The sequence below is a fragment of the Serratia sp. BNK-17 genome (assembly GCF_048684935.1).
In the GTDB taxonomy this organism is placed as follows: Bacteria; Pseudomonadota; Gammaproteobacteria; order Enterobacterales; family Enterobacteriaceae; genus Serratia; species Serratia nematodiphila.
Map to the genome: position 1 here is coordinate 396,096 of NZ_JBLQTR010000001.1, position 14,683 is coordinate 410,778.

Annotated in this window: 13 protein-coding genes; 5 read left to right on the forward strand and 8 right to left on the reverse strand. The window is 64.0% G+C overall.

The window, feature by feature from the left end; genetic code table 11:
- Window positions 1–10 precede the first annotated feature (10 nt).
- The 8 genes from pxpA to ACMGF7_RS02020 form a co-directional block, all read right to left on the reverse strand.
- A complete protein-coding gene (gene pxpA / locus ACMGF7_RS01985; protein WP_049240192.1) occupies window positions 11–751 on the reverse strand; it encodes a 5-oxoprolinase subunit PxpA in 741 nt (246 codons plus the stop codon).
- A complete protein-coding gene (pxpC, locus tag ACMGF7_RS01990; protein ID WP_049186577.1) occupies window positions 741–1,673 on the reverse strand; it encodes a 5-oxoprolinase subunit PxpC in 933 nt (310 codons plus the stop codon). Before pxpC ends, pxpA begins: the two co-directional genes overlap by 11 nt.
- Entirely contained in the window at window positions 1,667–2,323 is a 657-nt protein-coding gene (gene pxpB, locus ACMGF7_RS01995; protein ID WP_049240193.1) for a 5-oxoprolinase subunit PxpB, read from the reverse strand. Before pxpB ends, pxpC begins: the two co-directional genes overlap by 7 nt.
- Before the next feature lie 156 nt (window positions 2,324–2,479).
- Window positions 2,480–3,223: a type 2 GTP cyclohydrolase I gene (locus ACMGF7_RS02000; protein WP_004939910.1), complete on the reverse strand. Its 744-nt coding sequence runs from the start codon at window positions 3,221–3,223 to the stop codon at window positions 2,480–2,482.
- A gap of 18 nt (window positions 3,224–3,241) precedes the next feature.
- The gene (locus ACMGF7_RS02005; RefSeq protein ID WP_076740480.1) at window positions 3,242–4,222 is read right to left on the reverse strand and encodes an MBL fold metallo-hydrolase; all 981 of its coding nucleotides are present in this window, start codon (window positions 4,220–4,222) and stop codon (window positions 3,242–3,244) included.
- Window positions 4,223–4,244: 22 nt separating this feature from the next.
- Window positions 4,245–5,675 (reverse strand): deoxyribodipyrimidine photo-lyase, encoded by a 1,431-nt coding sequence (phrB, locus tag ACMGF7_RS02010; RefSeq protein ID WP_197763900.1) that lies wholly within the window; start codon window positions 5,673–5,675, stop codon window positions 4,245–4,247.
- A 16-nt stretch (window positions 5,676–5,691) separates the two neighbouring features.
- The gene (locus ACMGF7_RS02015; protein ID WP_049240196.1) at window positions 5,692–6,648 is read right to left on the reverse strand and encodes a YbgA family protein; all 957 of its coding nucleotides are present in this window, start codon (window positions 6,646–6,648) and stop codon (window positions 5,692–5,694) included.
- A gap of 142 nt (window positions 6,649–6,790) precedes the next feature.
- Complete coding sequence (locus ACMGF7_RS02020; RefSeq protein WP_004939916.1) at window positions 6,791–7,000, reverse strand: YbfA family protein; 210 nt, start codon at window positions 6,998–7,000, stop codon at window positions 6,791–6,793.
- 441 nt (window positions 7,001–7,441) lie between these two features.
- Here ACMGF7_RS02020 and ACMGF7_RS02025 point away from each other — a divergent pair, with 441 nt between their 5' ends.
- From ACMGF7_RS02025 to kdpD, 5 genes are all read left to right on the forward strand, one after another.
- Window positions 7,442–7,531, forward strand: coding sequence for a K(+)-transporting ATPase subunit F (locus tag ACMGF7_RS02025; RefSeq protein ID WP_016928742.1), 90 nt, complete (start codon window positions 7,442–7,444; stop codon window positions 7,529–7,531).
- Window positions 7,531–9,219, forward strand: a complete 1,689-nt coding sequence (gene kdpA, locus ACMGF7_RS02030) for a potassium-transporting ATPase subunit KdpA (protein ID WP_420286344.1) — start codon at window positions 7,531–7,533, stop codon at window positions 9,217–9,219. Before ACMGF7_RS02025 ends, kdpA begins: the two co-directional genes overlap by 1 nt.
- A 26-nt stretch (window positions 9,220–9,245) precedes the next feature.
- On the forward strand, window positions 9,246–11,315 hold the full coding sequence (kdpB, locus tag ACMGF7_RS02035) for a potassium-transporting ATPase subunit KdpB (protein WP_197763898.1): 2,070 nt from the start codon (window positions 9,246–9,248) through the stop codon (window positions 11,313–11,315).
- Between the two features lie 18 nt (window positions 11,316–11,333).
- Entirely contained in the window at window positions 11,334–11,903 is a 570-nt protein-coding gene (gene kdpC, locus ACMGF7_RS02040; protein ID WP_015376963.1) for a potassium-transporting ATPase subunit KdpC, read from the forward strand.
- A gap of 73 nt (window positions 11,904–11,976) precedes the next feature.
- Window positions 11,977–14,673, forward strand: a complete 2,697-nt coding sequence (kdpD, locus tag ACMGF7_RS02045; protein WP_049240199.1) for a two-component system sensor histidine kinase KdpD — start codon at window positions 11,977–11,979, stop codon at window positions 14,671–14,673.
- The last annotated feature ends 10 nt before the right edge of the window (window positions 14,674–14,683 follow it).

A 14,683-nucleotide genomic window follows, 5' to 3' on the forward strand; every position in this document is an offset into this window, starting at 1 on the left:
GTGTCTTGCTTTACTGCTCTGCGCTGACGCGGATCCCCTGCTGAACAAAACTGTCCCGCAGCTTGCGCGCATACGCCAGCGCATGCTCACCGTCCCCATGCAGGCAGACGGTTTCCGCCTGTACGGGGGCCCAGACGCCATCCACGCTGCGCACCCGGTGATGGCGCACCATCTCCAGCGTTTGCGCCAGCGCCTGTTCGTCATCCTCGATCAATGCCCCCGGCAAACCGCGCGGCACCAGCGTGCCGTCGGCCTGATAACCGCGATCGGCGAACACCTCCTGCCGGGTGGTCAGACCGAGCCGTTGCCCGGCGCGGATCAGCACGCTGCCGGCCAGCCCCACCAGCCGCAGCGCCGGATCGACCGCCTGCACCGCCCGGGCGATCGCTTCCGCCAGCGCCGGCTCAACCGCCGCCTGGTTGTACAGCATGCCGTGCGGCTTGACGTGCACCATAACTCCGCCCTCAGCACGGGCGATGGCCGCCAGCGCCCCGAGCTGATACACCACCTGCGCGTAGACCGTTTCCGGCGGCAGCTGCATGCGGGTCCGGCCGAAGTTCTCCCGATCGGGAAAACTCGGGTGGGCGCCGATCGCCACGCCGTACTGCAATGCCCAGCGCACCGACTGACGCATGGTCTGCGCATCGCCGGCGTGGAAGCCGCAGGCGATGTTGGCCGAACTCACCAATTGCAGCAGCGCCTGGTCGTTGGCGCAGCCCTCGCCGAGATCGGCGTTCAAATCAACGATCATGTAACCCCCAGGCAATCTGTCGAAGGAAGAGATCCTGCTCGGCCTTGGCGCGCTGCGCCTCGGCCAGTGAGCAGAGAACGAAGTGGATCGGTTCGCCGAGACGGATCTGCGCCAAATGGTAGAGATCGGCTTCGATCACGCAGGCAATGCGCGGGTAACCGCCGGTGGTTTGCGCATCGGCCATCAGCACGATCGGCTGGCCGTTGTGCGGCACCTGCACCACGCCGGGCAGCAGGCCGTGCGACAGCATCTCGCGGCCGGTGGTGCGCGCCAGCGGCGTGCCGCCGTGCAGACGGTAGCCCATGCGGTTGCTCTGCGGGCTGAGCTGCCAGGCGGTACGCCAAAACGTCTCCTGTGCCTCTTCGCTGAATTCAGCGTACTCCGGCCCCGGCAACGCGCGGATGCGGTTGGTGAACAGCAGCTGTTTCACGCCACAGGAATGTTGCGGTTGAGCGGCGGAGTTGCCGAGCGGCAACCGGTCGCCGTCCTTCAGATTACGCCCCTCGCATCCGCCAAAGGCGGCTTTCATGTCGGTGCTGCGCGAGCCCAGCATTTCCGGCACGGCGATGCCGCCGGCGATCGCCAGGTAGCTGCGCATGCCGCGTTTCGGCGTGCCCAGCGTCAGCCGCTGCCCCTTTTTCACCGGATAGCGCCAGCCGGTCCACAACGGCTTGCCGTCCAGCTGCGCGTCGCAGCCGGCGCCGGTCAGGGCGATCCAGCCTGCGCGGGTAAACTCGGCGCTGAACTGGCCGAGGGTGATCTCCAGCCCGGCGGCCTCCGGCGCATTGCCCACCAGCAGGTTGGCGATCTTCAGCGCCGGTTGATCCAGCGCGCCGCCGGTGCTGATGCCCAGACGGCGGAATCCCTCGCGGCCCAAATCCTGCACCGTGGTATAGATGCCGGCGCGCAGAATAATCAGCATACGCCCTCCTTCTGCGGCACGAAGCGTACGTTATCGCCCGGACGCAGCAACGTCGGCGGCATTTCATGCGGATTGAACAGCGCCAGCGGAGTGCGGCCAATCAGCTGCCAGCCGCCGGGCGTCACCAGCGGATAGATGCCGGTCTGGCCGCCGCCGATGCCGACGGAACCGGACGCCACCGCCAGACGCGGTTCAGCGCGGCGCGGCGTCGCCAGTTGTTCCGGCATGCCGCCCAAATAGGAGAAGCCCGGCTGAAAGCCGAGGAAATAGACCACATAGGCCGCCGCCGCGTGGCATTCCACCACCTGTTGCGGCGTCATGCCAGTATGACGCGCCACCTCATCCAGGTCGGGGCCCTGTTTCCCGCCGTAGATAACCGGAATATCCACCTGACGCGATTCCGGCGTCAGGCGCTCTTTGCTCTCCCACCCCTGCTGCAGCAATGCCAGCATCGCTTCGGCGTCGGCCTGCGGCGTATGCAGCAGCAGCGTCAGGTTATTCATCCCCGGCACCACTTCCCGCACGTCGGGATGGTGATTCAGCTTTTCCGCCAGCGCCCAAATGCGCTGCTGGCTCGGTAACGTCACCGGCGGCGACAGTTCAAGCACTACCGCTCTTTCACCCAACAGGTAATAACGTGCTTGTTGCACCCTTATTCTCCTTATTATCGCGCTGAAAAACACACCAGTTATGCGTGACGCGGCCCCGGCTGTCAATAGAACGCAACCATAAGGAAAATAAGGAAATAGCGCGGTAAAAGGATTCAGCCGGCGCGCAGGCCGGGCTGGATCCGGGGAAGAAAAAGATCAGGCGGGATTCGGGATATCGATAAAGGTCACATCAAAGCCGTGGTGCTGGGCCAGCCAGTCCCCCAACGCCTTCACGCCGCCGCGCTCGGTGGCGTGGTGACCGGCGGCGAAGAAATGCACGCCCATTTCGCGCGCGCTGTGAATGGTCTGCTCAGAGACTTCACCGCTGATGAACGCATCGACGCCGAAGCGCGCCGCGCTGTCGATAAAGCCCTGGCCGCCGCCGGTGCACCAGGCCACTCGGCGAATATGCTCAGGCGCGTTATCGCCGCAGTGCAGCACCGCGCGCCCCAGCCGGCTTTCGATGCGCTGTTGCAGCGCTTCGCCGGTCAGCGGCTGTTCGAATTCCCCGTGCGGCACCAGCGGCTCGATTTCACCAATCACCCGAATGCCCAGCGCCTGCGCCAGCTGCGCGTTGTTGCCCAGCACCGGATGCGCGTCCAGCGGCAAATGATAGCCGTACAGGTTGATGTCGTGGGTCAACAGCGTTTTCAGGCGGTTGCGCTTCATGCCGCGCACCGCCGGTGCCTCGTTTTTCCAGAAATAGCCGTGATGCACGATAATCGCGTCGGCCTGATGCGCCACCGCGGCGTCCAGCAGCGCCTGACAGGCGGTGACGCCGGTCACGATGCGCTGTACATGCGCACGCCCCTCTACCTGCAAACCGTTGGGGGCGTAGTCCTGAAACGCCGCGGCGTTCAGTTCCGTGTTGATCAGTTGTTCCAGATCGAGGTTACGCATTCTCTTCTCTCTTCATAGTCAAAATGTCTGCCGGTCGCCCTGCGCCATCAGGATGAATTTCACCCCCAGATCGTTGCCCTGCGCCAGCTGCTGCGCAATGGCGGCGCGCGTGTCTTCGCCCTGCTTCAAGCTGGGCTTGATGTGGCTGATGACCACCGGCAGACCGTTCAGCGAGCCTTCACCGCCGCTGTACTGCGTCAGGTTCTTCAGCTCCTTCAGCAGCCAGGCCGGCGTCAGATGGCCGTACAGATGTTTGTCCTCCACCCCGTTGGGGTAAGAGGTTTCGATAATCATGCCCTTGAGCTTTTTCTGCTCGACAAGCGGCCCCAGCACGCGCCAGACGGTATCGAGATCGCGCGACTGCTCCACCTTATCCGGCCCGGTATCGCCGAAATAGGCGAAGAACTCGTTGCCGTTGGAAATCAGCAGCATCGACGACGGGTAGCGATCGTGGCTGAGCGGATACATCACGCCGGTCAACCCGGTCAGGCCGAGGGTAAATCGCTGCTGCGGCCGCACCGTTTGCAGCCGGTAGGTGCCCAGCCGCGCACCGTTGCCGGCGTCGGTAAAGTTCGGCCAGGCCTTCCAGTTAAAGTAGTGATTACGCAGGGTCAGCACAGTGTCCGCCTGGGCGTAAACGGTTTTTTTATTGTCTTCCGGCGAGCCGACGATCAGCCCCGCCACGTGGTCCAGATGGCCGTGGCTGATAAAGTAGCTGCCGATCAACTGCCGAAACACGTAGCCCTGTGGCGTGTAAGGCGCGGCCAGCTCGGGGGTCACCTGCGGGAAACTGCCCTTCTCCAGCCCTTTGGCGATGCCCGGCAGCAGTGAGCCGGCGTCCAGCGCCACATACTGCGGCTGATTGTCGCTGCGGATCAGGTAGGAAGTCAGGTTGCCGTCGCTGACGCCGCCGTCGACGCCCAGCGCCACCACGTCAAAGCCGGCGATCGCCAGCGCGGAATAGCCGCTCAGGCACAGGGCCAGCACCTTTTTCATCATTACGTCGCTCCTTGCAGTTGCCTCAAGACTCTCCCCGTTTCGCCGCCTCGAACGCCGCCAACGTCTCCACGCGGGCTTGTTTGTGATCGACGATCGGCAGCGGGTAGTTCAGCGTACGGCGCTGCTTTTCCGCCCAGCGGTGGGGGTAATGGATGTCATTGTCGGGCACATCCGCCAGTTCCGGCAACCATTTACGGATGAAAGTGCCTTGTGGATCAAAACGTTCACCCTGTGTCGTCGGGTTGAAGATGCGGAAATACGGCGCAGCGTCGGTGCCGGTGGAAGCCGCCCACTGCCAGCCGCCGTTGTTGGCCGCCAGATCCCCGTCCAGCAGTTGCGACATGAAGTAGCGCTCCCCGGCCCGCCAGTCGATCAGCAGATCCTTCACCAGGAAACTGGCGCTGATCATGCGCAGCCGGTTATGCATCCAGCCGGTAGCGTTCAGCTGGCGCATGGCGGCATCGACGATCGGATAGCCGGTCTCGCCCCGCTGCCAGGCCTGCAGCTTCGCCGCGTCATCGCACCAGCGCACTTTGTCCGTCCAGGCGATAAACGGCCGATGGCGGCACAGCTCGGGATAGGCCACCAGCAGATGGCGGTAGAACTCGCGCCAAATCAGCTCGTTCAGCCAGGCGAAAGCGCCGCTCTCGCGATCTTCCAGCAGCTGCGGGCATTCGGCGCGCAGGCGGTTAAAACACTGGCGCGGCGACAGCGCGCCGATCGCCAGATAAGGCGACAGGCTGCTGGTGCCGGCGATGGCGGGCAGATCGCGCTGGCGAAGGTAATCCTGCACTTGCTCACGGCAAAAGGCGCGCAGCCGCTGCAGCGCGGCCTCCTCGCCGGCGGGATAGTCATCCCCGATCTCCGCCGCGGGATAATCGAACGCCGCCGGCGCTTCAGGCGCTGGCAACGCGCCATCGGCACGGATCTTCGGCGCCGGCAGGCAGCTCACGTCGGACTCAGTCAGGCGCTGAATAAAGGCGTTGCGAAACGGCGTATAAACCTTGTACATCTCGCCGCCGCCGGTTAGCACGCTGCCCGGCGGCAACAGCAGGCTGTCATCAAAACCGTGGCACGTTACCCGTCCATTCAACTGCTGCTCCAGCCGCGCATCGCGGCGCCGTTCATTCAGTTCGTACTGGCGGTTGTAAAACAGCGCGTCCACCTGCTCTCGCCGGCAATACTCCGCCAGCCAGTCGATCGACGCGGCAAAGTCCGTGCCGGCATGGCAATGCAGCGCAATGCCCTTTTGCGCCAGCGCCTGCTGTACCGCCCGCAGGCTGGCGTGGATCAGCGCCGCCTGCCGCGGCGCCATCTCATGCTGCCGCCACTGCTGCGGGGTGGCGATAAACACCGCCAACACCCGGGCTTTGGGATCGCTGCAGGCGGCGTGCAGCGCTTTGTTGTCGGTGATACGCAGATCGTTACGCAACCAGACCAGATGCGTGGTCATAAAATTCCCTTGTCAATCAATGGCCGTAACGCAAACGCAGCGCCTCCGGATAAGGTTCGAAATAGCGTTGTTCCGTCAGATAACTGTCGGGGTATTCCGCCATGTAATGCTTAAGCAAGGCGATCGGCGCCAGCAGCGGCTGCATGCCCTGCCGGTAGCGGTCGATCAGGTGCGCCAGCTCCTGGCGCTGCGCCGCGCTGAGCTGGCGGCGGAAGTACCCCTGCACGTGCATCAGCACGTTGGTATGGTTGCGGCGCGTCGCCTTGTGCGCCAACAGCGCCATCAGGCGGCTGCGGTATTCCACGGCGAATGCCTCCAGCGAGTCCCAGCGATGAATGTCGGCGACGAAACGCCCCAGTTCGCGGTACGCCGGCTGCGAATGCGCCAGCAGTGACAGCTTGTAGCGGCTGTGAAACGCGATCAGCCCGCCGCGGGTCAGCCCCTGGCGCCACAGCATATTCAACTCATACAGCGCGTACACCCGTTCAATGAAGTTTTCCCGCAATGCCGCATCCTGCAATCGTCCGTCTTCTTCCACCGGCAGCCACGGCATCTGACGCAGCAGTTCGGCGGTAAACAGCCCGACGCCGTTTTTACGCGAGTCCTTGCCGTTCTCACTGTAGACCCGCACCCGCTCCAGGCCGCAGCTCGGCGACTTGGCGCAGACGATATAACCGCACAGGTGCTGCAACGCGGCCACGCGCTGCGCGGAGAAACTGCGCATCTCCTCGGTCAGATCCACGCCGGCGTCGTTGCTGTAGCGCATCGCCGGCCAGGGCTGCGCCTGTTTCACCAGGCGCAGCGCCGGGCGCGGCGTGGGCAGACCGATCGCCATTTCCGGGCAAACGGGCTCAAAGCGCACATAGGGCGCCAACTGTTCTACCGCAAAGGCCAGCCGCTTGTGGCCGCCGTCGAAACGCACCGCGTCGCCCAGTAAACAGGCGCTGATGCCGATAGGGATCTTGTCGCTCATACCGCTCTCCCGCGTTGTTAGCCGATTGAGGAAAGTGTAGAAGAACGGCTTGCCGAATACGACCTTACGTTGGGTAGGGGCGGCCAAGGCATAAAAAAAACCCCCGCCGCAGGGCGAGGGTTGTTCGTGAATCGGCAGTGACTCAGTAGAAATCGCAGGACGCCAGTTCCGCCTGCTGCAGCCAGACCGGCTTATCGCTGGTTTTTGACCAGACGCGGTGCAGGTAGCTGTAAAAACGCCCGCGATCGCTGCGGAACAGCATCACCGGCAGGGCCAAAATGCCCGCGATAACCACTGCGCTGCGGCGCAGGAGAATCCGATGCAGTGAATAAGCGTGATAGGTCGTAGACATGCGAACCTCCTTAAAAACGCCTGCCGTTGATTTGTCAGGGAAAACGGCGTCGGCGCATCAAATGAACAATCGGTAATTTGGTAACTGGACAAAATTTTAGCGCACTTGATGAAAGTTTACTACTCATCCGACCACTAAATCGCACAAAAAATCGCTAATCACCGCGGCGATTCGTAATTTTGTTACAATCAAGTTAATTTTTAACTAAACATGGGTTACATTGTGGTTATTATTCGGTTCTTCATCCCACGCCCCAGCCCCGGCTTATTCACGCATCAGGCGCAATCTCGCCGCAAGCAGGCTGCCTGAAACGGCCAATTTCCGCTGAAATTTCAGCCATTTTTATACTTTTTTTACACCTGCCCGCGCGATTTTTTCATCTTCTTTCTACCCCTCTCCCTACACTGCCTCTATCAAAAACAACACCTCTGGAGGTGTCCCGTGAGTTTCAGCGTTATTGGTGGTGCGCTGTTGGTTCTGCTGCTGTTGGCCTATCTGGTCTACGCCCTGTTTAACGCGGAGGATTTCTGATGGCGGCTTCAGCCTTTTTACTGATCGCCAGTTTCCTGCTGGTGCTTCTGCTGCTGGCCCGGCCGCTGGGCGGTTTTATGGCGCGCCTGATCGAAGGTGAGCCGCTGCCTGCGCTGCGCACAGTGGAAGCCGGCGTCTGGCGCGCCTGCGGCATCCGCGCCACCGAGATGAACTGGTGGCAGTACGCGCTGGCGATCCTGGCATTCAACCTGCTCGGCCTGGCGCTGCTGTTCGCCTTGCTGATGACGCAGGGCTCGCTGCCGCTCAACCCGCAAGGCTTCCCGGGCCTCTCCTGGGATCTGGCGCTCAACACCGCCGTCAGCTTCGTCACCAACACCAACTGGCAGGCCTACAGCGGCGAAAGCGCCCTCAGCTATTTCAGCCAAATGGCCGGGCTGGCGGTGCAGAACTTCGTCTCCGCCGCCACCGGCATCGCCGTGGCCTTTGCGCTGATCCGCGCCTTTACCCGCCGCGCCGGCAAGACCGTCGGCAACGCCTGGGCCGATCTGTTCCGCATCACGCTGTACGTGCTGCTGCCGATCGCGCTGCCGATCGCCCTGTTCTTCGTCAGCCAGGGCACGCTGCAAAACTTCCTGCCTTACCTGCACGTCACCACGCTCGAAGGCGCGCAGCAGACGCTGCCGATGGGGCCGGTCGCCTCGCAGGAAGCGATCAAGATGCTCGGCACCAACGGCGGGGGGTTCTTCGGCGCCAACTCGGCGCATCCGTTCGAAAACCCGACCGTGCTGACCAACTTCGTGCAGATGCTGGCCATCTTCCTGATCCCCTGCGCGCTGTGCTTCTCCTTCGGCCAGCTGGCCGGTGAAAACCGCCAGGGCCACGCGCTGATCTGGGCGATGGCGCTGATCTTCGTGGTGGCGGTGGTGGTGGTGATGGTTGCCGAGCTGGCGGGCAACCCGCACCTGAGCGCGCTGGGCGCCGACAGCAACATCAATATGGAAGGCAAAGAGTCGCGCTTCGGCATTCTCGCCACCAGCCTGTTCTCGGTGGTGACCACCGCCGCGTCCTGCGGGGCGGTCAACGCCATGCACGACTCCTTCACCGCGCTGGGCGGCATGGTGCCGATGTGGCTGATGCAGATCGGTGAAGTGGTGTTCGGCGGCGTCGGCTCCGGCCTGTACGGCATGCTGCTGTTCGTGCTGCTGACGGTGTTTATCGCCGGTCTGATGATCGGCCGCACCCCGGAATACCTGGGCAAGAAAATCGACGTTTACGACATGAAGATGACCGCGCTGGCGATCCTGGTCACGCCGACGCTGGTGTTGCTGGGCAGCGCGCTGGCCATCGGCACCGACGCGGGCCGCGCCGGCATCCTCAACCCGAGCGCCCACGGCTTCAGCGAAGTGCTGTATGCCCTGTCTTCCGCCGCCAACAACAACGGCAGCGCCTTCGCCGGGTTGAGCGTCAATACGCCGTTCTACAACCTGCTGCTGGCCTTCGCCATGTTCGTCGGCCGCTTCGGGGTGATCCTGCCGGTGCTGGCGATCGCCGGTTCGCTGAGCGCCAAGCCACGCCAGCCGGCGGGCAACGGCACCCTGCCGACCTATGGGCCGCTGTTTATCGGCCTGCTGATCGGCACCGTGCTGCTGGTGGGGGCGCTGACCTTCGTGCCGGCGCTGGCGCTGGGCCCGGTGGCCGAGCATTTGCAACTTTGGTTGGCAAACTAACCGACGTCACAGAGAGAGAATAAGAGATGACTCGCAAACAACGCGCGCTGTTTGAACCGGCTCTGGTGCGCACCGCGCTGATCGATGCGCTGAAAAAACTGGACCCTCGCGTTCAATGGCGCAATCCGGTGATGTTCGTGGTGTATATCGGCAGCCTGCTGACCACCGCCATCTGGCTGGCGATCCTCACCGGCCAGACCGACGGCGCCGCCGCCTTTACCGGCAGCGTCGCCCTGTGGCTGTGGTTCACCGTGCTGTTCGCCAACTTCGCCGAAGCGCTGGCCGAAGGTCGCAGCAAGGCCCAGGCGGAAAGCCTGAAGGGCACCAAGAAAACCAGCTGGGCGAAAAAGCTGGCCGGCCCGCGCCGCGACGGCGCCACGGAGAAAGTGGCCGCCGAGAGCCTGCGCAAAGGCGATATCGTGCTGGTGGAAGCCGGCGATACCATCCCGTGCGACGGCGAGGTGCTGGAAGGCGGCGCTTCGGTGGATGAAAGCGCCATCACCGGCGAATCCGCCCCGGTGATCCGCGAGTCCGGCGGCGACTTCTCCTCGGTCACCGGCGGCACCCGCGTGCTGTCCGATTGGCTGGTGGTGCAGTGCAGCGTCAACCCGGGGGAAACCTTCCTCGATCGCATGATCGCCATGGTGGAAGGCGCCAAGCGCCGCAAAACGCCGAACGAAATCGCGCTGACCATCCTGCTGGTGGCGCTGACCATCGTGTTCGTGTTGGCCACCGCCACCCTGTTCCCGTTCTCGCAATACAGCGTCGAGGCGGCCGGCAGCGGCAGCGTGGTCACCATCACCGTGCTGGTCGCGCTGCTGGTTTGCCTGATCCCCACCACCATCGGCGGCCTGCTGTCCGCCATCGGCGTGGCCGGGATGAGCCGCATGCTCGGCGCCAACGTGATCGCCACCAGCGGCCGCGCGGTGGAAGCCGCCGGCGATGTGGACGTGCTGTTGCTGGATAAAACCGGCACCATCACGCTGGGCAACCGTCAGGCTTCGGAGTTCCTGCCGGCGCCGGGCGTGAAAGAGCAAGAGCTGGCGGATGCCGCGCAGCTGGCCTCGCTGGCGGACGAAACGCCGGAAGGCCGCAGCATCGTGGTGCTGGCCAAACAGCGTTTTAACCTGCGCGAACGCGATCTGCAGGCGCTGAACGCCACCTTCGTGCCCTTCTCCGCCCAGACCCGCATGAGCGGCGTCAACGTGCAGGAGCGCATGATCCGTAAAGGCGCAGTGGACGCCATTCGCCGCCACGTCGAATCCAATCAGGGCCACTTCCCGCGGGCGGTGGACGATCTGGTGGAAAGCGTGGCGCGCACCGGCGGCACGCCGCTGGTGGTGGCGGAAGGCGCCCGGGTGCTGGGCGTGGTGGCGCTGAAGGATATCGTCAAGGGCGGCATCAAGGAACGCTTCAATGAGCTGCGCAAGATGGGCATCAAAACGGTGATGATCACCGGCGATAACCCGCTGACCGCAGCGGCGATCGCCGCCGAAGCCGGGGTGGACGACTTCCTGTCGGAAGCCACGCCGGAAGCCAAGCTGGCGCTGATCCGCCAGTATCAGGCGGAAGGCCGTCTGGTGGCGATGACCGGCGACGGCACCAACGACGCCCCGGCGCTGGCGCAGGCCGATGTGGCGGTGGCGATGAACTCCGGCACCCAGGCCGCCAAAGAGGCGGGCAACATGGTCGATCTGGATTCCAACCCGACCAAGCTGATCGAAGTGGTGCATATCGGCAAACAGATGCTGATGACGCGCGGCTCGCTGACCACCTTCAGCATCGCCAACGACGTAGCCAAATACTTCGCCATCATTCCGGCGGCGTTCGCGGCCACCTATCCGCAGCTGAACGCGCTGAACGTGATGCACCTGCACTCCCCCGCCTCCGCCATCATGTCGGCGGTGATCTTCAACGCCCTGGTGATCGTGTTCCTGATCCCGCTGGCGCTGAAAGGGGTGAGCTACAAACCGATGAGCGCCGCGGCCCTGCTGCGCCGCAACCTGTGGCTGTACGGGGTCGGCGGTCTGCTGGTGCCGTTCGTCGGCATCAAACTGATCGACCTGTTCCTGGTCGCGCTGCACGTCGCCGGTTAACCATTGAGGGAAATGAACATGACATATTTACGACCTGCGCTGGTGATGTTGATCCTGCTGACGCTGATCACCGGCATCGCCTATCCGCTGCTGACCACCGGGCTGGCGCAGCTGCTGTTTTCGGGCGCGGCCAACGGTTCGCTGCTGTACCAGGGCGACAAGGCGGTCGGCTCCGCGCTGATCGGCCAGAACTTCACGCGCGCCGACTATTTCTGGGGCCGCCCGTCGGCCACCGGCGATTCGGCTTATAATCCACAGGCCTCCGCCGGCAGCAACCTGGCGGCCACCAACCCGGCGCTGGATAAGGCTATCGCCGAACGCGCGGCGCAGCTGCGCCAGGCCAATCCGGCCATGAGCGGCCCGATCCCGGTGGATCTGCTGACCGCCTCCGGCAGCGGACTGGATCCGCAGATTTCGATCGCCGCGGCGCGGTATCAGCTGGCGCGGGTCGCGGCGGCGCGTCATCTGCCGCCGGAACAGGTCGCCAAACTGATCGAAGACAACACCGATCGGGCCACGCCCAACTTCATGGGGGAATCGGTGGTCAACGTGCTGAAGCTGAACCTGGCGCTGGATGCATTGAAGTAGCGCGCCGTATTCAGCATAGTGATAGGGTTCGGCGTGCCGAACCCCTTTTTGCTTGGTAACACAAGGAATTGTCATGGTCGAAGAAGAACAGCAGCGTCCCGATCCCGATAGCCTGCTGGCGCTGGCCAATGAAAAACCGCGCGGCCGGTTGAAGGTATTCTTCGGCGCCTGCGCCGGCGTGGGCAAAACCTACGCCATGCTGCAGGAGGCCCAGCGTTTGCGCGCTCAGGGGCTGGACGTGCTGGTCGGCGTGGTGGAAACCCACGGCCGCAGCGAGACCGCCGCCCTGCTCGACGGCCTGGCGCTGTTGCCGCAAAAGCGCATCCAGCATCGCGGCCGGCTGGTGCATGAATTCGATCTCGACGCCGCGCTGGCGCGCCATCCGGCGCTGATCCTGATGGATGAACTGGCGCACAGCAACGCCCACGGTTCGCGCCACCCCAAACGCTGGCAGGATGTGGAAGAGCTGCTGGACGCCGGCATCGACGTGTTGACTACCGTCAACGTGCAGCATTTGGAAAGTCTGAACGACGTGGTGGGCGGCGTGACCGGCGTGCGGGTGCGCGAAACGGTGCCCGACCACGTGTTTGACGAGGCCAGCGAAGTGGTGCTGGTCGATCTGCCGCCGGACGATCTGCGCCGACGGCTGCACGAAGGCAAAGTGTATATTCCCGGCCAGGCCGAGCGCGCCATCGAGCATTTTTTCCGTAAAGGCAACCTGATCGCCCTGCGCGAGTTGGCGCTGCGCCGCACCGCCGATCGGGTCGATGACCAGATGCGCGAGTTTCGCGACACCCAGGGGCGCGAGAAAGTGTGGCACACCCGCGACAGCATTCTGCTGTGCGTCGGCCACAACAGCGGCAACGAAAAGCTGGTGCGCATCGCCGCCCGCCTGGCGGCGCGGCTCGGCTGCCACTGGCATGCGGTCTACGTGGAAACCCCCAAGCTGCACCGGCTGCCGGAAAACCAGCGCCGCGCCATTCTGCGCGCGCTGCGGCTGGCGCAGGAGCTGGGCGCCGAAACCGCCACCCTGGCCGATCCGTCCGAAGAGCGCGCAGTGCTGCGCTACGCCCGCGAACATAACCTCGGCAAAATCATCATCGGCCGCCGCAGCGAGCAACGCTGGAAGCTGCGCGGCAGCTTCGCCGATCGCCTCGGCCGGCTGGGCCCGGATCTCGATCTGGTGATCGTCGCGCTGGACAGCGACGTCGCACAGCCGCCGCCGGGCAAGGAGCACGACGGCCGCAGCTTCAATGAGAAATGGCGCATGCAGCTGCGCGGCTGCGCGGTGGCGGTGGCGCTGTGCGCGCTGATCACCCTGCTCTCGCAGTGGCTGCTGCCGGGCTTCGATCAGGCCAACCTGGTGATGGTCTACTTGCTCGGCGTGGCGATCGTCGCGCTGTTCTTCGGCCGCTGGCCATCGGTGCTGGCGGCGGTGATCAACGTCGCCAGTTTCGATCTGTTCTTCGTCCAGCCCGAATGGTCGTTCGCCGTCAGCGATATGCAGTATCTGCTGACCTTCGGCGTGATGCTCGCCGTCGGCATCATCATCGGCAACCTGACCGCCGGGGTGCGTTATCAGGCCCGGGTGGCGCGCTACCGCGAGCAGCGGGCGCGCCATCTGTACGAAATGTCACGCGGGCTGAGCCGCGCGCTGACCGTGGCCGACATCGCCAACACCAGCCGTCATTTCCTCTCCAGCAGCTTCCAGGCGAAAACCGTGCTGCTGCTGCCGCAGGAAGACGGCCGGCTGCAGCAAATGATCGGCGAGGAAGGCGGGCTGCTGTCGGTAGACGAAGCCATCGCACGCTGGAGTTTCGATAAAGGCTTGCCGGCCGGCGCCGGCACCGACACTCTGCCCGGCGTGCCTTACCAGCTGCTGCCGCTCAATACCCCCAAACAGACCTTCGGCCTGTTGGCGATCGAACCCAACAACCTGCGCCAGCTGATGGTGCCGGAACAACAGCGGCTGCTGCAAACCTTCGCAGTGCTGATCGCCAGCGCGCTGGAACGGCTGCACCTGGCGCGCAGCGCCGAAGAAGCCAAGCTGGACGCCGAACGCGAACAGCTGCGCAACTCGCTGCTGGCGGCGCTGTCGCACGATCTGCGCACGCCGCTGACCGTGCTGTTCGGCCAGGCGGAAATTCTCACGCTGGACCTGGCGGCCGAAGGCTCCAATCACGCCACCCAGGCCAGCCAAATCCGCCAGCAGGTGCTGAGCACCACCCGGCTGGTGAACAACCTGCTGGATATGGCGCGCATCCAGTCCGGCGGTTTCAGCCTGCGTAAAGAGTGGCAGTCGCTGGAAGAGATCGTCGGCGCCTCGCTGCACATGCTGGAGCCGCTGCTCAGCCAGCATCCGATCGTGGTCGAGCTGCCGCCGGAACAGATCCTGGTCAACTGCGACGGCAGCCTGCTGGAACGGGTGTTCACCAACCTGTTGGAAAACGCCAATAAATACGCCGGCGCCGAGGCCACCATCGGCATTCGCGCCCGCACGCTGCCCGAGTGGCTGGAAGTCGAGGTCTGGGATAACGGCCCCGGCATCCCCGCCGATCAGCTGCAGCTGATTTTCGACAAGTTTTCACGCGGCAATAAAGAGTCGGCGATCCCCGGCGTCGGCTTGGGGTTAGCCATTTGCCGTGCCATTATTGAAGTGCATGATGGCCGCATCTGGGCGGAAAACGGCGCCAACGGCGGCGCCAGCTTCCGCTTCGTGCTGCCGCTGGAAAAACCGCCCGAGATCGACGGCGATGCCTTCGATCTGTAATCAACGCAGG